The sequence below is a fragment of the Streptomyces sp. NPDC101225 genome, assembly GCF_044767585.1.
Classification (GTDB): Bacteria; Actinomycetota; Actinomycetes; order Streptomycetales; family Streptomycetaceae; genus Streptomyces.
Map to the genome: position 1 here is coordinate 126,579 of NZ_JBIWOE010000020.1, position 20,658 is coordinate 147,236.

The following is a 20,658-nucleotide window of genomic DNA, read 5'->3' on the forward strand; positions in this document are numbered from 1 at the left end:
TCATGAGACACAGAGCGAGATCGATCCTCGCTGTCGCCGCGCTCCTGATCGGCGGGGCGAGCCTCGCACCCGTCGCCCGGGCGCAGAACGGAAGTTCGCCGGCCTCCGACCCCGACGAGGTCCGGGTCTACCGCGCCGACGTCACCGCGCGGCAGGTACCTCTGCTGCTCGCGGCAGGACAGGACGGCCATGAACTGGGTGAGCAGGTTCCGGAGAAGGGCACCGCCCCGGTCGAGGTCTACCTCACCCGCCGGCAGGCCCGGAAGCTGGACAAGCAGGGCGTCGGCCTCACCGAGCACACGCTGTCGGCGAAGGCCGAGGCACGGGTCGAGGGGGCGGCCCAGGGCGTGTTCCGGCCGTACGGCGGAAGCGGCGGGCTGAAGGAGGAGATCGTCCGCACCGGGCAGCGCAACCCCGGCCTCACCAAGGTCGTCTCCATCGGCAGGACCGTGGGCGGTCAGGACATCCTCGCGCTGAAGCTGACCAAGAACGCGAAGAAGACCAAGGACGGCTCCAGGCCCTCCGTGCTCTACATGTCCAACCAGCACGCGCGCGAGTGGATCACGCCCGAGATGACCCGGCGGCTGATGCACTACTACCTGGACCACTACAGGACGGACAAGCGGGTCAGGAGGCTCGTCGACTCCACCGAGCTGTGGTTCGTGATCTCGGCCAACCCCGACGGCTACGACTACACCTTCAAGGACTCCGGCACCCGCCTGTGGCGCAAGAACCTGCGGGACGTCAACGGCGACGGCGTCATCTCCACCGGCGACGGCGTCGACCTCAACCGCAACTTCGCCTACAAGTGGGGCTACGACGACGAGGGTTCGTCCCCGAACCCCACCAGCGAGACCTACCGCGGCGCGAGCCCCGGCTCCGAACCCGAGACCCGGGCGATCGACGCCTTCCAGAAGCGCATCGGCTTCTCCTACGGCATCAACTACCACTCCGCCGCCGAACTGCTGCTCTACGGCGTCGGCTGGCAGGTGGCCACGCCCACGCCCGACGACGTGCTCTACCAGGCCCTGGCCGGCAGCCCGGACGACTCCGCGATCCCCGGCTACCGCCCGCAGGTCTCCTCGGAGCTGTACACCACCAACGGCGAGGCGGACGGCCACGCGGCGAACGTCAACGGCATGTCGATGTTCACCCCCGAGATGTCGACCTGCCAGACCGCCTCGAACGCCGACCCGAACGACCGGTGGAACGCGGCCGACTGCCGCTCCGTGTTCAACTTCCCGGACGACGAGCACCTGATCCAGCAGGAGTTCGCGAAGAACATCCCCTTCGCGCTGTCGGTCGCCGAGACCGCCGCGCACCCCGACAGGCCGTCCTCGTCGCTGGGCCTGACCGCGGCGGACTTTACCCCGGCCGCGTTCACCACGTCGTACGCGCGCGGCGCGGACCAGGAGGTCTCCGTCGTCGCACGCAAGGCCGTCCGCCACAAGAGGCTCATCTACCGGGTGAACGGCGGCCGCAGGCACGCCGTGCCGCTCAGGGCCTGGCAGGGCGGCGAGACCTACGGCGGTGACGACAACCTGCACTTCGACGAGTACCGGGCGAAGGTCAGGGGCGGCCACCCGGGCGACACGGTCGAGGTGTGGTTCACCGGCGAGGCCGGGCACGGCAGGAGGGCGGCCGGCCGGCACTTCACCTACACCGTCGCGCACCGGCCCAAGGCCGACACGCTCGTCGTCGCCGAGGAGGGCGCGACCGCCACGCAGGCGCGGACGTACGTCGACGCGCTGAGGGCGAACGGCCCCAGGGCGATCGTCTGGGACGTCGCGACCCAGGGCGCGCCCGACGCGCTCGGGGTGCTCGGGCACTTCAGGACCGTCGTCCACTACACGGGCGCGGGCGTCCCGGGCAACGCCACCCAACTCCAGCTGCGCGCCTACCTCAACGAGGGCGGCAAGCTGATCGAGGCGGGCGAACAGGCCGGCGGCTACGTCGACCTCGGCGACGGCACCCTGTCCAACGACTTCAGCCAGTACTACCTGGGCGCCTATTCGCGTACGTCCACGCCCGGAGCCACCGGCTTCACCGGCTCCGGCGCGCTCGCCGGGGCCGGCGGCCCGCTCGGCGCGGCGCCCGGCAACCCGCTCGACAAGGCGGGCACCTACGGCGTCACCTCCGAGGAACTGCCCGCCGCCGGCCACCCGCAGTTCGCGAGCGCGGGCGCGGGCCGGTTCGCCGGGACCGTCAACCCGTACGGGCCGTACGCCGGCTCCTACATGGCGGCGGCCGTGCACACCGACGACTCCTACAAGCGCCTCACCCGCACCGTCGACCTCACCGGTGTCACCGCCGCCGAGCGGCCCACGCTGCGCAGCCGGCTGCTGTGGGACACCGAGCCCGGCTACGACCACGTGATCGTCGAGGCCCACGGCACGGGCGGCGACGACTGGACGACGCTCCCGGAGGAGGGCGGCGCGAGCAGCCAGAAGGTCCCGACGGAGTGCGAGGCGGGCTTCCTGGTGAACGAGCACCCGTGGCTCGGGCACTACCTCACCTTCGCCCCCGACGGCTGCACCCCGACCGGCACCAGCGGCACCTGGAACAGCCTCACCGGCGCCTCCCACGGCTGGCAGCAGGTCGGCTACGACCTGAGCGCCTACGCCGGCCGGTCCGTCGAGGTGTCGATCACCTACGTCACCGACCCGGGCAGCGGCGGGCACGGCGTCCTGGCCGACGAGGCCTCGCTCGTCCTGAACGGCACGGCGACGCAGACCGAGGGCTTCGAGACCTCGCTCGGCGCCTGGCGCGTGCCCGGACCGCCGCCCGGCAGCCCGGCCGCGCTCAAGGACTGGGCGCGCACCGGCACGCTGTTCCAGACGTACGGCGCGGTCACCACCGACCGGACCGTGCTGCTGGGCTTCGGCCTCGAGCACCTCACGGCGGCGGCCGACCGCGACACCTTCGTGAGGAAGGCGCTCGCGGCCCTCGAAGGGTGAACTCCCCGGTCAACGCTGACCGGCTCACCATAGTCAAAACGAGTGATCGGTTCCGACGGGCGGGCGGTCCGTACCCCTACTGGCGGGTACGGACCGCCTGCCCGAGTATGCGGCATCTCGATGTCACCGCGAAGGCCCCAGGGAGGTAGGGTCGGGGGTGGTCGGGGACATCCCAAACAGAGCTCGCCGGCACCGCATGGCCGGCGTACCAACGAGGAGATCGGTTCGTGACGATCCGCGTAGGCATCAACGGCTTCGGTCGTATCGGTCGCAACTACTTCCGCGCGCTGCTGGAGCAGGGTGCAGACATCGAGATCGTGGCTGTCAACGACCTGGGTGACACCGCGACCACCGCTCATCTGCTGAAATACGACACCATCCTGGGCCGCCTCAAGGCCGAGGTGTCGCACACAGCCGACACGATCACCGTCGACGGGCACACCATCAAGGTCCTGTCCGAGCGCAACCCCGCCGACATCCCGTGGGGCGAGCTGGGCGTCGACATCGTCATCGAGTCGACCGGCATCTTCACCAAGAAGGAAGACGCCGCGAAGCACCTCGCCGGTGGCGCGAAGAAGGTCCTCATCTCGGCTCCGGCCAAGGACGAGGACATCACCATCGTGATGGGCGTCAACCAGGACAAGTACGACCCGGCGCAGCACCACGTCATCTCCAACGCCTCCTGCACCACCAACTGCGTGGCGCCGATGGCGAAGGTGCTCGACGAGAACTTCGGCATCGTCAAGGGCCTGATGACGACGGTGCACGCGTACACGAACGACCAGCGCATCCTGGACTTCCCGCACAAGGACCTGCGCCGCGCCCGTGCCGCCGCCGAGAACATCATCCCCACCACGACCGGTGCCGCGAAGGCCACCGCCCTGGTCCTCCCGCAGCTCAAGGGCAAGCTGGACGGCATCGCGATGCGCGTCCCGGTCCCGACCGGCTCGGCCACCGACCTCGTCGTGGAGCTGTCGCGCGAGGTCACCAAGGACGAGGTCAACGCCGCCTTCAAGAAGGCGTCCGAGGGCGAGCTGCAGGGCTACCTGTCCTACACCGAGGACCAGATCGTCTCCTCGGACATCGTCAGCGACCCGGCGTCCTGCACCTTCGACTCCTCCCTGACCATGGTCCAGGAGGGCACGACGGTGAAGATCCTCGGCTGGTACGACAACGAGTGGGGCTACTCCAACCGCCTGGTCGACCTCACGGTCTTCGTCGGCAACCAGCTCTGATCTGATCCACGGAGCAGGCGACTCGGTGTGAACGCAGGGCTCGGGCGGCGCAGGGACGCGCCGCCCGGGCCCTGACTCACGTACAGAACAGCCCTCGTACGATCAGAGCACCCTCACCAGGAGCCCTTATGAAGACGATCGACGAACTCCTCGCCGAAGGAGTGGCCGGCAAGCGGGTCTTCGTCCGCGCCGACCTCAACGTGCCGCTGGACGGCACCACCATCACCGACGACGGCCGCATCCGCGCCGTGCTGCCCACCGTCAGGGCCCTCGTGGAGGCGGACGCCAAGGTCGTCGTCGCCTCGCACCTCGGCCGCCCCAAGGGGGCCCCGGACCCGGCCTTCTCGCTGCTGCCCGCCGCGGAGCGGCTCGGCGAACTCCTCGGCGCGCCCGTGGCGTTCGCCCAGGACACCGTGGGCCCCGCCGCCCACGACGCCGTGGACGGCCTGCAGCCGGGCCAGGTCGCGGTCATCGAGAACCTGCGCTTCAACGCCGGGGAGACCTCCAAGGACGACACCGAACGCGGTGAGTTCGCGGACCGCCTCGCCGCCCTCGCGGACGTCTACGTCGGCGACGGCTTCGGCGCGGTGCACCGCAAGCACGCCTCCGTGTTCGACCTGCCGGCGCGCCTGCCGCACTACGCCGGCTACCTCATCGCGAACGAGGTCGCCGTCCTGAAGAAGCTCACCGACGAGGTCCGGCGGCCCTACGTGGTCGCGCTCGGCGGCGCCAAGGTCTCCGACAAGCTCGCCGTCATCGACGAGCTGCTCGGCCGGGCCGACCGCATCCTCATCGGCGGCGGCATGGCGTACACCTTCCTCAAGGCCAAGGGCTTCGAGATCGGCACGTCCCTCCTCCAGGAGGACCAGATCCCGGCGGTCCAGGAGTACATCGAACGCGCGGACAAGACCGGCGTCGAGCTGGTCCTGCCGGTCGACGTGGTGGTCGGCGCCGAGTTCCCGGACCTGAAGACGAAGGCCCCCGCGAACCCCACGACCGTCGCCGCGGACTCCGTACCCGCCGGCCGGATGGGCCTGGACATCGGTCCGGAGTCCCGCAAGCTGTACGCCTCGAAGATCGCCGACGCTGCCACCGTCTTCTGGAACGGCCCGATGGGCGTCTTCGAGCACCCCGACTACGCCGAGGGCACCAAGGCGGTCGCCCAGGCACTCCTCGACTCCCCGGCCTTCACGGTCGTCGGCGGCGGCGACTCCGCCGCGGCCGTCCGCCTCCTGGGCTTCGACGAGACCGCATTCGGCCACATCTCGACCGGCGGCGGCGCCTCCCTCGAATACCTCGAGGGCAAGACGCTCCCCGGCCTCGCCGCACTGGAGGACTGAACCGCATGAGCACGCGCACGCCGATCATGGCGGGCAACTGGAAGATGAACCTCAACCACCTCGAGGCCATCGCGCACGTCCAGAAGCTCGCCTTCGCCCTCGCGGACAAGGACTACGAGGCCGTCGAGGTCGCCGTCCTGCCGCCCTTCACCGACCTGCGCTCCGTGCAGACGCTGGTCGACGGCGACAAGCTGAAGATCAAGTACGGCGCCCAGGACATCTCGGCGTACGACTCCGGGGCCTACACCGGCGAGATCTCCGGCCCGATGCTGTCCAAGCTGAAGTGCACCTACGTGGTGGTCGGTCACTCCGAGCGCCGGCAGTACCACAACGAGTCCGACGAGCAGGTGAACGCCAAGGTCAAGGCCGCCTACAAGCACGGTCTGACCCCGATCCTGTGCGTCGGCGAGGAGCTGGAGGTGCGGGACGCGGGCAACCACGTGGCGCACACGCTCGCCCAGGTCGAGGGCGGTCTGAAGGACCTCACGGCCGAGCAGGCCGAGTCGGTCGTGATCGCCTACGAGCCCGTGTGGGCCATCGGCACCGGCAAGGTCTGCGGCGCCCAGGACGCGCAGGAGGTCTGCGCCGCGGTCCGGGGCAAGATCGCCGAGCTGTACGACCAGGACCTGGCCGACAAGGTGCGCATCCAGTACGGCGGCTCCGTGAAGTCGGGCAACGTCGCCGAGATCATGGCCCAGGCCGACATCGACGGCGCCCTGGTCGGCGGTGCCTCGCTGGACGCGGACGAGTTCGTCAAGATCGTGCGCTTCCGCGACCAGTGACACGAGCTGGGAGTATGCGGTAGCGGCGATACGTCGTACCCTTGCGGGGGCACAGTTGTGTGGCTGTGCCCCCGTCGTTCATCCGAATCCGAGAGAGTTGGTCCAGCCGTGGTTTTGGGGTTCTCGATCGCCCTGATCGTCTTCAGCCTGCTGCTGATGCTGCTGGTGCTGATGCACAAGGGGAAGGGCGGCGGTCTCTCCGACATGTTCGGTGGCGGCATGCAGTCGTCCGTCGGCGGCTCCTCGGTCGCCGAGCGGAACCTGGACCGCATCACCGTGGTGATCGGTCTGATGTGGTTCGCGTGCATTGTCGTGCTCGGCATCCTCATGAAGACGAACAGCTGAGCAGCAATACACACACAGCACCCGCATTCCGCACGTAAGGCCCCATGTTCGGTACGCGCAGCTGAGCGCGGCCTATCATGGGGCTTGCGTCTGGGTGCGGAGGTTGTAACTCCAATCACTGGACGCGCGTTGGGCCTTACGTAGACTGAGGCGCTCGCAACGGAGCGAAACGCCGACTCGCTTCGCGGCACCATCACGCAGGGAGTTACGACCGTGGCAAGTGGCAACGCGATCCGAGGAAGCCGGGTCGGGGCGGGGCCGATGGGCGAGGCCGAGCGCGGCGAGTCCGCGCCGCGTCTGCGCATCTCCTTCTGGTGCTCCAACGGGCACGAGACGCAGCCCAGCTTCGCCAGCGACGCGCAGGTTCCCGAGACCTGGGACTGCCCGCGCTGCGGCTTCCCGGCCGGACAGGACCGGGACAACCCGCCGGACCCGCCGCGCACCGAGCCCTACAAGACGCACCTCGCGTACGTCAGGGAGCGGCGCAGCGATGCGGACGGCGAGGCCATCCTCGCCGAGGCGCTCGCCAAACTGCGGGGCGAGATCTAGGACTTGACAACCGGCCGGGTACCGAGGGGTGCCTGGCCGGAGCCGTCCTGTCCGCCTTCGCATCGATACCCGGCCGCCGGTGGAACGTACCTGTTGTCGTGCCGGACGACGACGCCATGACGGCTCACGTCCGCGCTGATCAATTAGGTTGGAACCGCTGGGACAGGGACGAGAGAAGGCTGAAGTCGGACATGAACGCAGACGGCCGTACCAGGCTCAACCAGACGCCCGAGTGGACCGCGCTGGCGGCGCACCGTGAGGAACTCGCCGGCACCGGTCTGCGGGAGCTCTTCGCCGCCGACCCGGGACGTGGCTCGGCCTGGTCGCTGCAGGTGGGCGACCTGTACGTCGACTACTCCAAGCACCTCGCCACCGGCGAGACCCTGCGGCTGCTGCGCGAGCTGGCCGCCGCCACGGACGTCTTCGGCCTGCGGGACGCCATGTTCCGCGGCGAGAAGATCAACACGACCGAGGACCGTGCCGTGCTGCACACCGCGCTGCGCGCCCCGCGCGACGCGGTGATCGAGGTCGACGGCGAGAACGTCGTGCCGGCGGTGCACGCCGTGCTCGACAAGATGGCGGGCTTCGCCGACCGGGTCCGCTCCGGCGCCTGGACGGGCCACACCGGCAAGCGCATCAAGAACGTCGTCAACATCGGCATCGGCGGCTCCGACCTGGGCCCGGCCATGGCCCACGAGGTGCTGCGCGGCTACACCGACCGCGGTCTGACGGTCCGCTTCGTGTCGAACGTCGACGGCGCCGACCTGCACGAGGCCACGCGCGACCTGGACGCGGACCAGACGCTGTTCATCATCGCCTCCAAGACCTTCACGACCATCGAGACGATCACCAACGCCACCTCGGCGCGCGAGTGGCTGCTCGACGAGCTGAAGGCGGGCCAGGAGGCCGTCGCCAAGCACTTCGTGGCGCTGTCGACCAACGCCGGCAAGGTCACCGAGTTCGGCATCGACCCGGACAACATGTTCGAGTTCTGGGACTGGGTCGGCGGCCGGTACTCCTTCGACTCGGCGATCGGCCTGTCGCTGATGATCGCCGTCGGCCCGGACCGATTCCGCGAGATGCTCGACGGGTTCCGGCTCGTCGACGAGCACTTCAGGACCGCACCCGCCGAGTCCAACGTGCCGCTTCTGCTGGGCCTGTTGGGCATCTGGTACGGCAACTTCCACGACGCCCAGTCGCACGCGGTGCTGCCGTACAGCCACTATCTGTCGAAGTTCACGGCGTATCTGCAGCAGCTCGACATGGAGTCCAACGGCAAGCACGTGGGCCGTGACGGGCGGGAGGTCGACTGGCAGACCGGGCCGGTGGTGTGGGGCACGCCGGGCACCAACGGACAGCACGCCTACTACCAGCTCATCCACCAGGGAACGAAGTTGATCCCGGCGGACTTCATCGGGTTCGCCGAGCCGGTCGCCGAGCTGAGCGGGACGCTGAAGGCGCAGCACGACCTGCTGATGGCCAACTTCTTCGCCCAGACGCAGGCGCTGGCCTTCGGCAAGACGCCGGAGGAGGTGCGGGCCGAGGGCGTGCCGGAGGAGCTGGTGCCGCACAAGACGTTCCAGGGCGACCACCCGACGACCACCGTCCTCGCCCGCGAGCTGACGCCGTCCGTGCTCGGCCAGCTGATCGCGCTGTACGAGCACAAGGTGTTCGTGCAGGGCGCGGTGTGGAACATCGACTCCTTCGACCAGTGGGGCGTCGAGCTCGGCAAGGTACTGGCCAAGCGGGTCGAGCCCGCGCTGACCGAGGGCGCCCGGGTGCCCGGGCTGGACGAGTCCAGCAAGGCGCTGGTCGCCAAGTACCGGGAGCTGCGCGGCCGTTCGTGACGCGGCGGCCCGGGAGAGGCGGACGGCGCCCGGCCGTCCGTCTCCCGTAGACTCCCTGGGCGATCACGAAAACGACCGCTCGGGGGAGCACAAGGTGACTGGCGCGCAGGGGAGTTGGCTCGGCCGAAGGCTGACCGCCCGGACCTTTCTGAAGCCCCACCACGTGGCGCGGGCGGTGTTCCACCCGGCGTGGATCCCCGAGGCCGTCGACCCGTCGGTGGAGCAGCTCAAGCGGATACGGGTCATCGCCGGAGCGGTCGCGGCGCTCGGCGTCTACACCTTCGTCCAGGGCGGGTTCGCCTTCGACGAGATGCTGGACAACGCGGCGACCGCCTCCGCCGTCCTGTTCTTCATCACCCCGCTCACGGTCGGTGTGATGCTCTGGGTCTGGCGGCGCGGCGGCACGGTGCGGCAGCTGAAGGTCCCCCTCGTCAACGCGTTCAAGCTGCTGCTGCTCTTCATCGGCTCGGTCCTGACGACGGTGCTGATCTTCCGGCTGGGCGACGTCTTCGGCATCGTGGCGAAGCTCGTGCTGAGCCTCGCCGGTCTCTGGCTCGCCCTCTTCGTGATCGCGGGCGCGGTCAGGCTCACCGGGAACTTCTTCGGCACCGCCGCCGTGCACCGCGGGCTGCCGCCGCTGCTCGCCACCGTGACGACCTGGCTGATGGCCGTTCCTGACTTCGTCACGGGGGACCTGCACGGCCTGAGCCTCACGATGGGGGTCGTGTTCATCCTGGGCGCTCCCGTGACCGTCACGGCGATCGCGCTGCTGGAGCTGCGCAGGCTCAGCCGGCGCCACGGCATCCGGCTCACGGCCCATCCGGCCGTGCTGCCGCCGGTCGCGCCATCGCCACCGCCGTACGCGCCGCGGAGCCATCCGTACGGGCCTCACGTGCCTCAGGCGCCGTACGGCCACCATCCCTACGGCCCGCCTCCGCCCTACAGCCCGCGCAACTCGGCTAATCCGTACGGCAGTTGACCGAGCCGGCCGCCCGGGTCAGGCCACCGCGCCGAGGGTGTCCGCAAGGCGACGCCGGGCCGCGCGCGCCGCGGGCAGGGCCGCCAGGGCGGCCGCGCCCAGCACCGCCGCCGCACCGAACAGCACCAGCAGGACCGGGGCGGGACTCTGCGCGATCCCCGCCCCGATGCCGCTCGATCTGCCCTGGGCGTCGATCAGCCAGCGCGCGAGAGGTGTGCCGAGCGCCGTGCCGACGAGGACGGCGGCCAGGGCGGTGCAGCCGGTGGCCGTGACGGTGATCCCGGTGATCTGGCGCGGGGACAGGCCGATGGCCTTGAGGGCGAGCAGGTCGCGCTCGCCCTCGCGGACGGTGCCGCCGATCGCCGTCAGCAGTTCGATCAGCCCGATGAGGGCGAGGACGACGATCAGCCCGACGACCACCGAGCGCAGGGGCGAGAGCCCGTCGGCCGGGTTGGTCACGGCGTGCACGTCCAGGTGCCCGTGCCCGGCGGCCGTCAGCCGGGTGGCGACCTCGTGCGGGTCGGCCCCCGGGCGCAGGCGGAGCAGGTAGAGGGTCGGGGTGAGGTGCGGGTCGTTCTCGCGCAGGGTGTCGAGCGAGGTGGAGATGACCCGGCCCGCGTTCTCCGGCTCGATGCTGCGGCCCACGATGTGCAGGATCTGCGGCTGGTCGCCGACCGTCATCCGCACCCAGTCGCCGACCCGGACGTCCAGCAGGTCGAGGAGCCCCTGCCCGGCCACGGCCTCGTCGCCGGCGCGCGCGGGGCGGCCCTCGGCCAGGGTGTACGGGTACGGGTTCCGGCGGGTGCCGAGGCCGCGCAGCGCGATCGTGGCCGTCTGGCCGGGGACCAGGGCGGCCACCTCGACGCCGGGGTAGGCGGCGGCCACCTGCGGATCACGTACCAGCAGCGCGTGGGCCGCGCGGTCGCCCAGGCCGGTGTCGGGGTGAGCGCTCAGCGCGGCCGGCAGGCCGATCCGCTCGGGACTGCTGTGGAAGCGGTCGATGGTCGTCCAGGCGCTCATCGCCACGACGATCAGCAGCAGCGGCAGCGCCAGCCGCGCGACGGTCGCCAGCGACCGCAGCCGCCGTACGAAGGTCGTGTGCCAGCCCAGCACGAGCGCGGGCGGCACCCCGAGCCCCAGTGCCCGCCGCGCCATCGCGGGGAGCCGGCCGGCGGAGGGCGCGGCGGTGGGCAGGCCCGCGGCGCCGCGGTGATCCGGACCGGTGCCCCGCGCGCCGGCCGCCGCGGTCCCGGCTCCCGGCACCGCCCGGGCCGTCCCCGCCGGACGGCGTGCCGCCCGTGCGGCGGTGACCGAGACCGAGGCCGTGGCGCCGGCCGCCGCGGGCCGCCCGCCGAACGCCCGCCGTACCCTCCCCCGCAGCCCGTCGCCGCCCCGCGCGACCGCCGGCCGGGTCACCGGAACCGGTGGGACCCGGCCCGCCCGCCACGCCGCCAGCCCCGTGGTTGCGCCGATGAACAGCACCGCGCCGACCGGGACGGCGAACAGGGCCACCGTGTGGCCGGGCAGGCCCTGCCAGACGCCGAGGGCGTCGCCGAGGCGGCCGGGCAGGCGGCTGCCCAGCGCCTGGGTGAGCGCCGCCGCCCCGACCGCGCCCAGGACGGCGTAGGCGATGTGCTGGAAGAGGAAGACGCGGACGACCTGGCCCGGCGTGAAGCCGATCGCCTTCAGGACCGAGATGTCCCGCAGGTGGCCGCGGATGCGGGTGGCGATCGCGCCGTGCACGGCGAGGCCGGCGGCGACCAGGGCGCCCAGCCCGAACAGGCCGAGCACCTGGCCGAGCAGCCGGTTGTCGCCCTGTGCCTCGGCCCGGGCCTGCTGCCAGGTGGAGACCTCGCCGATGGCGCCGGCGCCGAGGACGGTGACGGCGCGCTGGACGGCGTAGCCGGTGTCGTCGGGGTTGGCCAGGCGCAGGCCGATGACCTGCCCGTTCGGACGGGACACGGCCGACGGCAGCGCCCAGACGAGCCCCGGGTGCTCGCCGGCCCGGTAGCGCGGCTCGGCACTGTCGGCGACGCCGACGACGGTCACCGTCCGCGCCGTGCCCGGCAGGGTGAGCGTGTCGCCGGGCTCGGCCAGCAGGGCGCGCGCGAGGCGGGTCTCCAGGACCACGCCGTCGGGGGTGGCGGAGTCCAGCCAGTGGCCGGAGGTGAGCAGCGGGCGGCCGACGGAGGGGCGCACGGGCGTGGCGCGCAGTTCGACCGAGGCGCGGGTGCCGCGGGAGGCGAGCGTGGTCGACACGGTGGCGTAGGGGCCGGCGACGGAGTCCACGCCGTCCAGGTCCGCCAGCTTGCTCACCGGGGCGGACACGGACGTGTGGATCCATACGTCCTGGGCGCCGCGTTCCTGGGTGAAGATCCGCTGCCAGGGGTTGGTGGCGTATCCGAACAGGGCGGTCGCCAGCAGCAGCGACGCCACGATCCCGGCGGTGGCGAGGACCAGGAACAGCGCCTCGCCGCGGTGCGTCCGCAGATCGGAGTGCGCCCAGCGCAACGTCGCTCGCACGGCGCCTCAGCCCTTCCCGGGGTGGTCGTACGCCCGCATGTCAGTCCCTGAGCTCCAGCACGCCCGATATCCCGGTCCCGCGGGCCGGCCTGCCGTCCAGCGCGGCGTCGTCGGCTATGCGCCCGTCGAAGAAGCTGATCACCCGGTCCGCGGCGCTCGCCAGCCGGGCGTCATGGGTGACCAGCACGATCGTCTGGCCGCGCTGGTGGAAGCGGGACAGCAGCCGCATCACCTCGCGGGTGCCCTTGCTGTCCAGGCTGCCCGCGGGTTCGTCGGCCAGCAGCAGCGGCGGATGGTTGACCAGGGCCCGGGCCAGTGCGACCCGCTGCTGCTCGCCGCCGGACAGCTCGCCCGGCATGCTCCGCTCCTTGCCGGCGAGCCCAAGTTCGGCCAGCAGGTCCTCGCGCTCGGCGCGTGCCTGCCGGGGCGCCGCCCCGGCCAGCAGTGCGGGCAGCTCCACGTTGTCGGCGACCGAGAGGTTCGAGACCAGGTTGAAGAACTGGAAGACGATCCCGATGCGCTTCCTGCGCTCCACCGCCCAGCGGGCCTCGCTCCACGCGTCCGTGCGCGCGCCGTCCAGCCGGATGCTGCCGGCGTCCGGCCGCTGGAGCCCGCCCAGCAGGTGCAGCAGCGTCGACTTGCCGGCGCCGGACGGGCCGGTGACGGCCACGAACTCGCCCTGCCGTACGCAGAGATCGACGCCGCGCACGGCGTAGGCCGGCGCGCCCTCGCCGTAGTGCGTCCTGACCAGGCCCTCGGCCTGCAGCACGGGAGCGGGACCGTCGCTCACTCCAGCTCCTCCAGCTCTTCCTGGCACCGCTCCAGCCAGTCCAGGTCGGCCTGGAGGTGCAGCATCGCGCCCTCGATCAGCAGGTGCGCGACGCGGTTGTCCCGGTTCTCGGCGGCGGCCAGTTTCGACAGGTTGCGCATGGTGTTGAGGTACTGCCGCCGCTGTTGGTTGATGAGGGCGATCTGGTCGGCGAGACCGGTCTGCGGAGCGAGTGCCAGCTTCATGAAGAACTCGTCCCGCACCCGCGGCTCGTCCTCGGGCTCCTCGAACCAGGCGCGCAGCGCTTCCCGCCCGGCTTCGGTGAGGTGGTAGACCTTTTTGTTGGGCCGGCTCGACTGCTCGACGTCCTCGCCCTCGATCAGCCCCTGCTTCTCGAGACGGCCGAGGGTCACGTAGATCTGGCCGACGTTGGGCTGAGGGTACGCGGACCCCAGCACTTGCTCAAGGTCCTGCTTGAGCTCGTAGCCGTGCGCGGGACCGCGGGCCAGCAGTGCCAGGAGGGGCAGGCGCACTCGTCCCCTCCTCCTGGTCCGCGCAATATGCTCCAGGCCCTAGTATCGCCCATACCTAACAGGTATACATGGCCTCTGACTCCGGGCGAAGGCGCCCGGGGCCGGTGTGCAAGGAGGAACCTATGCGGTGGATCCACGCCGCCGGTAGGGGCCTCCTCGTTCTCGTCGTGGTCATGACCGGTTATGTCGCCTCCGGGGCCCATGCCGACGAGGGTCCGGGGGACGGCCGCGGGCCCTTGACGCTCGCCACCGCCGGGGACCTCACCGACTACCTCGGCCCCCTGCTCGAAGGCTGGAACCGCACCCACCCGGGCGAGAAGGTCACCCTCGTCGAGCTGCCGGACTCCGCCGACGAGACGCACGCCCAGATGGCCACCGACCTGCGCGGCGGCGACCGCAGCCGGTTCGACGTCCTCAACATCGACGTCAGCTGGACCTCGGAGTTCGCGGCGGCCGGCTGGATCCGCCCGCTGCCCCGCGGCCGATTCCCGCTGGGGACGTTCCTGAAGCCGGTCGTCCGGACCGCGGAGTACGACGGCCGTCTGTACGCCGTCCCGTACGTCACCAACGCGGGCCTGCTCCTCTACCGCAAGGACGTCCTCGCCAAGGAGGGCGTCCCGCCGCCGCGCACCTGGGCCGAGCTGGAACGGGACGCGAAGACCATCGCGCCGAAGTACGGACTCGACGGCTACGCGGGGCAGTTCCTGCCGTACGAGGGACTGACCGTCAACGCGGCCGAGGCCGTCTACTCGGCCGGCGGCAGCATCCTCGGCGACGAGGGCGCACGGGTCACCGTGAACTCCGCCGCCGCCCGCGAGGGCATCGGCTTCCTCGCCCGGGGCGTGCGCGAGGGCTGGATCCCGAAGAAGGCGCTGACGTTCAAGGAGGAGGAGTCCAAGCAGGACTTCCGGGACGGAAAGCTGCTCTTCCTGCGCAACTGGCCCTACGCCTACGCCGTCTCCTCGGCCAAGGGCTCCCCGGTCGCCGGAAAGATCGGCGCCGTGCCGCTGCCGGGCCCCGACGGACCCGGCAGGAGCGTCCTCGGCGGCTCCAACCTGGCCGTCAACACCCATGCCCGGCACCCGGATTCGGCCGCGCGCCTGATCGCGTACCTGACGAGTGCGCCGGTCCAGCGCCAGGTCCTCACCCGCGGCGCGCTGCCGCCCGTGCGGGCCGCGCTGTACCAGGACCCCGATCTGATACGGCGGTTCCCCTATCTGCCGACCCTGCGCGCGAGTGTGCGCACGGCCGCGCCACGCCCGCAGAGCCCGCGCTACGGCCAGGTCAGCCTGGTCGTGCAGGCGGTCGTGCACGATGCGATGACCGGGCACGAGACGCCCGCGGCGGCCGTACGGCGACTGGCGCGGGAGCTGGCCGCGATCCCTGGTCGCTAGTTACATGTTAGGTAACGCGTGGGTCTCTCTTCGCCCTCGCTGGGCCATTAAATGCGCATATAAAGGGCCAACGACTCAGTAGCTTCCGTCTTTTCGTTGACACCTCTCCGACACGCGTACCTAACATGCATGCATGTTGAGTAAGTGCCGCTGGTGGCGCGACGCAGTGATCTACCAGGTGTACGTCCGCAGCTTCCTGGACAGCACCGGCGACGGCATCGGCGATCTGGCCGGGGTCCGCGCCGGACTGCCGTATCTGAAGAAGCTGGGCGTGGACGGGATCTGGCTGAGCCCCTTCTACCCCTCGCCCCAGCACGACCACGGCTACGACGTGGCCGACTACTGCGGCGTCGACCCGCTCTTCGGCGACCTCGCCGAGTTCGACCTGCTGATGTCGGCCGCCGGGGGGCTCGGCGTCAAGGTCCTCCTGGACGTCGTGCCCAACCACTGCTCCAGCGAGCACCCGTGGTTCAGGGAGGCGCTCGCCGCGGCCCCCGGCAGCGCGGCCCGCGCCCGCTTCCACTTCGCCGACGGCCGCGGCCCGGACGGCGCCGAGCCGCCCAACAACTGGCACTCCATGTTCGGCGGGCCGGCCTGGAGCCGGGTCACCGAGCCGGACGGCACCCCCGGCCAGTGGTACCTGCACATGTTCGCGCCCGAGCAGCCCGACTGGAACTGGCGCACCCCCGAGGTCGGCGCCGAGTTCGACCGGGTGCTGCGCTTCTGGCTGGACCGGGGCATCGACGGCTTCCGCATCGACGTCGCGGCCGGCCTGTTCAAACACCCCGACCTGCCCGACTCGGACGACCCGGAGGCCGACGCCCGGACCCGCGACTCGGTCAACCCGCTCGCCTGGAACCAGCCCGAGGTGCACGACGTGTGGCGCCGCTGGCGGGCGGTGTGCGAGGAGTACACGGCGCGCGACGGCCGCGAACGGCTGCTGGTCGGCGAGGTCTCCGTGCCGAGCGCCCGCGAACACGCCCGCTACGTACGGCCGGACGAGCTGCACCAGGCCTTCTTCTTCGACCTGCTCAGCGCCCCCTGGAACGCCGACGCCTTCCGCAAGGTCATCTCCGAGGCCATGCAGGACATCGCCGGCACCGGTTCCACGGTCACCTGGGTCCTCAACAACCACGACCAGGTCCGCACGGTCACCCGCTACGGCGAACCCGCCACCGAGGGCAGCGGTCTCGGCGCGGCCCGCGCCCGGGCCGCCGCGCTGCTGATGCTGGCGCTGCCCGGAGCCGCGTACATCTACCAGGGCGAGGAGCTGGGGCTGCCCGAGGTCGTCGACCTGCCCGACGACGTCCTCACCGACCCGATCTTCCGCCGCACCGGAAGCCGGGCCCGGATACGCGACGGCTGCCGGGTGCCGCTGCCCTGGTCGGGCCAGGCCTCGCCGTTCGGCTTCACCTCCGGCGCCGAGAGCGCGCGGCCCTGGCTGCCGCAGCCCTCGTACTTCGCCGAGTACGCCACCGACCGCGCCCTCGCGGACACCCACTCCTTCTGGCACCTGTACCGCGACGGCCTCCAACTGCGCTCCGCGCTGCCGCAGTTGGGCGAGGGAACCCTCGACTGGCTGGACACCCCGCCCGGCGTCCTCGGCTTCGTCCGGGGCGACGGCCTGGTCTGCGCCGTCAACTTCGGTACGGCGCCCACGCCCGCACCCGTCTCCGGCACCCCGCTGCTGTCCAGCGGCCCGTGCCCGGCCGGGGTGCTGCCCGGTTCGACGGCGGCCTGGTGGCTCAGCGACCTCTGAACTCCGCCGCACTCCGCGGCGGTTCCTGATTTCTCGTCAACTTTTCACCCCTCGAAGGGACATCAACGATGATGCGACGACGCACGACCCTGCTCACCGGCTGCACCGCCCTCGCCCTGGCGCTCGGCGCGACCGCGTGCGGAGGCAGCGACCCGGTCTCCGCCGGCGGCGGGGACAAGGCGCTCACCGGCCAGACCGTCACCGTGGCCGGCGTCTGGTCCGGCAGCGAGCAGAAGAACTTCCAGAAGGTGCTGGACGCCTTCACCGCGAAGACCGGCGCCAAGACGCAGTTCACGTCCACCGGTGACAACGTCTCCACCGTCGTCGGCAGCAAGATCGAGGGCGGCAACGCCCCCGACGTGGTCATGGTCCCGCAGGTCGGCGTGTTGCAGCAGTTCGCGCGGAAGGGCTGGCTGACGCCGCTGTCGGCGACCGCCGAGAAGTCGGTGGACGCCGGGTTCGCGTCCGTCTGGAAGAAGTACGGCAGCGTCGACGGCACGCTGTACGGGCTGTACTTCAAGGCCGCCCACAAGTCGACCGTCTGGTACAACCCCGACGCCCTCGACCAGGCCGGTGTCAAGCCGCCGACGACGTACGACGCGATGCTCAAGGCCGGGCACACCGTCTCCGACTCCGGACTCGCCGCCTTCTCGGTCGCCGGGCAGGACGGCTGGACGCTCACCGACTGGTTCGAGAACATCTACCTCTCCCAGGCGGGCCCCGAGAAGTACGACGCCCTGGCCGCCCATAAGCTGAAGTGGACCGACGCGTCGGTGGTCAAGGCGCTCGGCACGCTCGGCAAGCTCTTCAAGGACAAGCAGCTGATCGCCGGCGGGCAGAAGGAGGCCCTCAACACCGACTTCCCCGGCTCGGTGGAGAAGGTCTTCGGTCCCAAGCCCGAGGCCGGCATGGTCTACGAGGGCGACTTCGTCGCCGGGGTCGCCCACGACCAGTTCGGCCGGACCATCGGCAAGGACGCCGACTTCTTCCCCTTCCCCGCGGTCGACGGGGGCAAGGCACCGGTGGTCAGCGGCGGTGACGCGGCCGTCGTCCTGAAGGACGGCAAGAACTCCAAGGCCGGCATGAAGCTCCTGGAGTACCTGGCGACGCCCGAGGCGGCGGCCGTATGGGCGAAGGCCGGCGGCTTCCTGTCCCCGAACAAGAAGCTCGACCTCGGCGCGTACGGCGACGACGTCACCCGCGCGACCGCCAAGTCCCTCGTCGGAGCGGGGGACTCTGTCCGCTTCGACATGTCCGACCAGGCACCGGCGGCGTTCGGCGGGACGAAGGGCGCGGGCGAGTGGAAGCTGCTCCAGGACTTCCTGCGCGACCCGTCGGACCCGAAGCGGACCGCGGCGCAGCTGGAGACCGCCGCGGCCAAGGCGTACAAGGGCTGACGTCCCATGACCGCGACTTTGGTGAAAGAGACAAGTCCACCCGGGACCGGGGCCGTTGAACGGGCCCGCCGCTCGCGCCGGCGGGCCCGGGTCATCGCCGTGCTGTTCGCCTTCCCGGCCCTGCTCCTGCTGGGCGCGCTCGTGGTGTACCCGGTGCTCTTCTCGGTCGGCCGCAGCTTCTTCGACGCGTCCGGCACCCGCTTCGTCGGCGGCGACAACTACACCGAGATGTTCCGCGACCCGGCGACCCTCAAGGCGGTGCGGAACACGGCCATCTGGGTCGTCGTCGCACCGGCGCTGCTGACCGGACTCGGCCTGATACTCGCCGTCCTGGTGGAGAAGGTCCGCTGGGCGACCGCCTTCAAGCTGCTGCTGTTCATGCCGATGGCGGTGTCCTTCCTCGCGGCGGGCATCATCTTCCGGCTCGCCTACGACCAGGACCCGAACAAGGGCGTGCTGAACGCGGCCGTGGTCGGCGTGCACGACGCCTTCAAGGGCACCTCGGAGTATCCGACCGCGCGGGCCCGGGTGGGACAGGGCCTCAAGGCGGGGCCGGACGGCTCGTACCGGACGACCGCAAGCGTCTCGCCGGGGAGCTCGGTGGCCCTCGGGCTGGTGGGGGTGGCGCCGAAGGACCTGCCGTCGGGGGCCCGGCCGGCCTACGCGGCCGCCGCCCGCAAGGCGGCCCCCGGCGAGCTGCGCGGGGTGGTCTACCTGGACTTCACCCCCGGCGGGGGCGGTGAGCAGGGCAAGGTCGACCGGCGTGAGAGCGGGCTGCCGCGGATGACGGTCGAGGCCGTGCGGTCCGACGGGACGACGGCCGGGAGCACGACGACGGCCTCCGACGGCTCCTTCGCGTTCAAGGGCCTCGGCTCCGGCTCGTACACCGTGACCTTGCCGGCCTCGAACTTCGCGCAGCCCTACGACGGCGTCTCCTGGCTCGGGCCCGCGCTCGTCACACCGGCCATCATCGGCGCGTACCTGTGGATCTGGACGGGCTTCGCGATGGTGCTGATCGGCGCGGGACTCGCCACGCTGCCGCGGGACGCGCTGGAGGCGGCGCGGATGGACGGCGCCAACGAGTGGCAGATCTTCCGGCGGATCACGGTGCCGCTGCTCGCGCCCGTACTGACGGTGGTCTTCGTGACCCTCGTGATCAACGTGATGAAGGTCTTCGACCTCGTCTACATCATCGCGCCGGGCCCGGTGCAGGAGGACGCCACCGTGCTGGCCACCCAGATGTGGCTGGTGTCCTTCGGCGGCGGCAACAACCAGGGGCTCGGCAGCGCGCTCGGGGTGCTGCTCCTGCTGCTGGTCGTCCCCGCCATGGTCTTCAACGTCCGCCGTTTCCGAAGGAGTCAGCGATGAACGCGGTCAGGCGCGGCCTGAGCAGCGGGCTGGTGCAGGCCTTCCTCGTCCTGATCGGCCTGGTGTGGCTGACGCCGCTGGCGGGGCTGTTCCTGTCCTCGCTGCGCTCCAGCCGCGACTCGGCGAGCAGCGGCTGGTGGAAGGTGTTCTCCAGTCCCGGGCAGCTGTCCTTGGACAACTACTCGGCCCTGCTGAAGAACGCCGGGATGACGCAGGCCTTCTGGAACACGGTGCTGATCTCGGTGCCGGCCACCGCCCTGGTCGTCGTCCTCGCGGCGCTGGCCGGATACGCCTTCGCCTGGCTGGACTTCCCCGGCCGGGAGGCCGTCTTCCTGGTCGTGGTGGCGCTGCTGGTGGTGCCCGTGCAGATCGGTCTGCTGCCGGTGGCCAAACTCTTCGGCGCACTGGGCCTGTTCGGCACGATCCCGGGCGTGGTGCTCTTCCACGTGGCCTACGGACTGCCCTTCGCGGTCTTCCTGCTGCGCAACTACTTCGCCGAGATGCCGAAGGAGATGCTGGAGGCCGCGCGGATGGACGGCGGCAGCGAGTGGCGCATCTTCACCCGCCTGGTCCTGCCGGTGGGCCGTCCCGCGATCGCCTCCCTGGCCATCTTCCAGTTCCTGTGGGTGTGGAACGACATGCTGGTCGCCCTGCTGTTCGCCGACAGCTCCTCCCAGCCGCTGACGGTCCAGCTCCAGTCCCAGATACGCCAGTTCGGCAGCAACATCGACGTGCTGGCACCCGGGGCGTTCGTGTCACTGGTGGTGCCGGTGGCCGTGTTCTTCGCCTTCCAGCGGCACTTCGTGCAGGGGGTCATGGCAGGGTCGGTCAAGTGAGGACGCGGCGGGGGCGCACACCCCCGCCGCGTTCCGCCACGGACC

At 71.1% G+C, this 20,658-nt stretch carries 16 protein-coding genes; 13 read left to right on the forward strand and 3 right to left on the reverse strand.

The annotated features are described in order from the left end of the window. Positions 1-2 precede the first annotated feature (2 nt). The 8 genes from ACIRPX_RS26440 (at position 3) to ACIRPX_RS26475 (ending at position 10,034) form a co-directional block, all read left to right on the forward strand. Positions 3-2,957, forward strand: a complete 2,955-nt coding sequence (locus ACIRPX_RS26440) for a M14 family zinc carboxypeptidase (RefSeq protein WP_404199312.1) — start codon at positions 3-5, stop codon at positions 2,955-2,957. 227 nt (positions 2,958-3,184) lie between these two features. Then, positions 3,185-4,192 carry a type I glyceraldehyde-3-phosphate dehydrogenase gene (gene gap / locus ACIRPX_RS26445; RefSeq protein WP_404199314.1) on the forward strand — a complete coding sequence of 336 codons (1,008 nt, stop codon included), beginning with the start codon at positions 3,185-3,187 and terminating at the stop codon, positions 4,190-4,192. 128 nt (positions 4,193-4,320) lie between these two features. Further along, positions 4,321-5,532, forward strand: coding sequence for a phosphoglycerate kinase (locus ACIRPX_RS26450; RefSeq protein ID WP_404199316.1), 1,212 nt, complete (start codon positions 4,321-4,323; stop codon positions 5,530-5,532). Positions 5,533-5,537: 5 nt separating this feature from the next. After that, positions 5,538-6,314 carry a triose-phosphate isomerase gene (tpiA, locus tag ACIRPX_RS26455; RefSeq protein ID WP_404199319.1) on the forward strand — a complete coding sequence of 259 codons (777 nt, stop codon included), beginning with the start codon at positions 5,538-5,540 and terminating at the stop codon, positions 6,312-6,314. Positions 6,315-6,428: 114 nt separating this feature from the next. Beyond that, on the forward strand, positions 6,429-6,659 hold the full coding sequence (gene secG, locus ACIRPX_RS26460) for a preprotein translocase subunit SecG (RefSeq protein ID WP_404199401.1): 231 nt from the start codon (positions 6,429-6,431) through the stop codon (positions 6,657-6,659). A 213-nt stretch (positions 6,660-6,872) separates the two neighbouring features. Next, positions 6,873-7,208 (forward strand): RNA polymerase-binding protein RbpA, encoded by a 336-nt coding sequence (locus ACIRPX_RS26465; protein ID WP_003976875.1) that lies wholly within the window; start codon positions 6,873-6,875, stop codon positions 7,206-7,208. A 191-nt stretch (positions 7,209-7,399) separates the two neighbouring features. Next, positions 7,400-9,055, forward strand: coding sequence for a glucose-6-phosphate isomerase (pgi, locus tag ACIRPX_RS26470; RefSeq protein WP_404199322.1), 1,656 nt, complete (start codon positions 7,400-7,402; stop codon positions 9,053-9,055). Positions 9,056-9,149: 94 nt separating this feature from the next. Then, the gene (locus ACIRPX_RS26475; protein ID WP_404199325.1) at positions 9,150-10,034 is read left to right on the forward strand and encodes a hypothetical protein; all 885 of its coding nucleotides are present in this window, start codon (positions 9,150-9,152) and stop codon (positions 10,032-10,034) included. An 18-nt stretch (positions 10,035-10,052) separates the two neighbouring features. On the opposite strand, the gene ACIRPX_RS26480 is transcribed toward ACIRPX_RS26475, so the two are convergent. From ACIRPX_RS26480 to ACIRPX_RS26490, 3 genes are read right to left on the reverse strand one after another with little or no spacing between them, the layout of a single operon-like run. Continuing rightward, positions 10,053-12,557, reverse strand: a complete 2,505-nt coding sequence (locus ACIRPX_RS26480) for an ABC transporter permease (protein WP_404199328.1) — start codon at positions 12,555-12,557, stop codon at positions 10,053-10,055. Positions 12,558-12,597: 40 nt separating this feature from the next. After that, complete coding sequence (locus ACIRPX_RS26485; protein ID WP_404199330.1) at positions 12,598-13,347, reverse strand: ABC transporter ATP-binding protein; 750 nt, start codon at positions 13,345-13,347, stop codon at positions 12,598-12,600. Then, positions 13,344-13,859 carry a PadR family transcriptional regulator gene (locus ACIRPX_RS26490; RefSeq protein ID WP_404199333.1) on the reverse strand — a complete coding sequence of 172 codons (516 nt, stop codon included), beginning with the start codon at positions 13,857-13,859 and terminating at the stop codon, positions 13,344-13,346. Before ACIRPX_RS26490 ends, ACIRPX_RS26485 begins: the two co-directional genes overlap by 4 nt. Before the next feature lie 122 nt (positions 13,860-13,981). Between ACIRPX_RS26490 and ACIRPX_RS26495 the strand changes: the two genes are divergently transcribed. The 5 genes from ACIRPX_RS26495 (at position 13,982) to ACIRPX_RS26515 (ending at position 20,613) form a co-directional block, all read left to right on the forward strand. Next, complete coding sequence (locus ACIRPX_RS26495; RefSeq protein WP_404199335.1) at positions 13,982-15,253, forward strand: ABC transporter substrate-binding protein; 1,272 nt, start codon at positions 13,982-13,984, stop codon at positions 15,251-15,253. Between the two features lie 133 nt (positions 15,254-15,386). Beyond that, the gene (locus tag ACIRPX_RS26500; RefSeq protein ID WP_404199338.1) at positions 15,387-17,012 is read left to right on the forward strand and encodes an alpha-amylase family glycosyl hydrolase; all 1,626 of its coding nucleotides are present in this window, start codon (positions 15,387-15,389) and stop codon (positions 17,010-17,012) included. 68 nt (positions 17,013-17,080) lie between these two features. Continuing rightward, positions 17,081-18,409 carry an ABC transporter substrate-binding protein gene (locus ACIRPX_RS26505; RefSeq protein ID WP_404199342.1) on the forward strand — a complete coding sequence of 443 codons (1,329 nt, stop codon included), beginning with the start codon at positions 17,081-17,083 and terminating at the stop codon, positions 18,407-18,409. Positions 18,410-18,415: 6 nt separating this feature from the next. Beyond that, the gene (locus ACIRPX_RS26510; protein WP_404199345.1) at positions 18,416-19,777 is read left to right on the forward strand and encodes a carbohydrate ABC transporter permease; all 1,362 of its coding nucleotides are present in this window, start codon (positions 18,416-18,418) and stop codon (positions 19,775-19,777) included. Next, entirely contained in the window at positions 19,774-20,613 is an 840-nt protein-coding gene (locus ACIRPX_RS26515) for a carbohydrate ABC transporter permease (protein WP_404199347.1), read from the forward strand. The genes ACIRPX_RS26510 and ACIRPX_RS26515 overlap by 4 nt, the downstream gene beginning before the upstream one ends. The last annotated feature ends 45 nt before the right edge of the window (positions 20,614-20,658 follow it).

Excerpts from the sequence above, each read along its gene's own strand:
- ACIRPX_RS26440 (WP_404199312.1), top strand. The coding sequence starts at position 3 with ATGAGACACAGAGCGAGATCGATCCTCGCTGTCGCCGCGCTCCTGATC.
- ACIRPX_RS26450 (WP_404199316.1), top strand. The coding sequence starts at position 4,321 with ATGAAGACGATCGACGAACTCCTCGCCGAAGGAGTGGCCGGCAAGCGG.
- tpiA (WP_404199319.1), top strand. The coding sequence starts at position 5,538 with ATGAGCACGCGCACGCCGATCATGGCGGGCAACTGGAAGATGAACCTC.
- pgi (WP_404199322.1), top strand. The coding sequence starts at position 7,400 with ATGAACGCAGACGGCCGTACCAGGCTCAACCAGACGCCCGAGTGGACC.
- ACIRPX_RS26495 (WP_404199335.1), top strand. The coding sequence starts at position 13,982 with ATGCGGTGGATCCACGCCGCCGGTAGGGGCCTCCTCGTTCTCGTCGTG.
- ACIRPX_RS26500 (WP_404199338.1), top strand. The coding sequence starts at position 15,387 with ATGTTGAGTAAGTGCCGCTGGTGGCGCGACGCAGTGATCTACCAGGTG.
- ACIRPX_RS26505 (WP_404199342.1), top strand. The coding sequence starts at position 17,081 with ATGATGCGACGACGCACGACCCTGCTCACCGGCTGCACCGCCCTCGCC.
- ACIRPX_RS26510 (WP_404199345.1), top strand. The coding sequence starts at position 18,416 with ATGACCGCGACTTTGGTGAAAGAGACAAGTCCACCCGGGACCGGGGCC.
- ACIRPX_RS26515 (WP_404199347.1), top strand. The coding sequence starts at position 19,774 with ATGAACGCGGTCAGGCGCGGCCTGAGCAGCGGGCTGGTGCAGGCCTTC.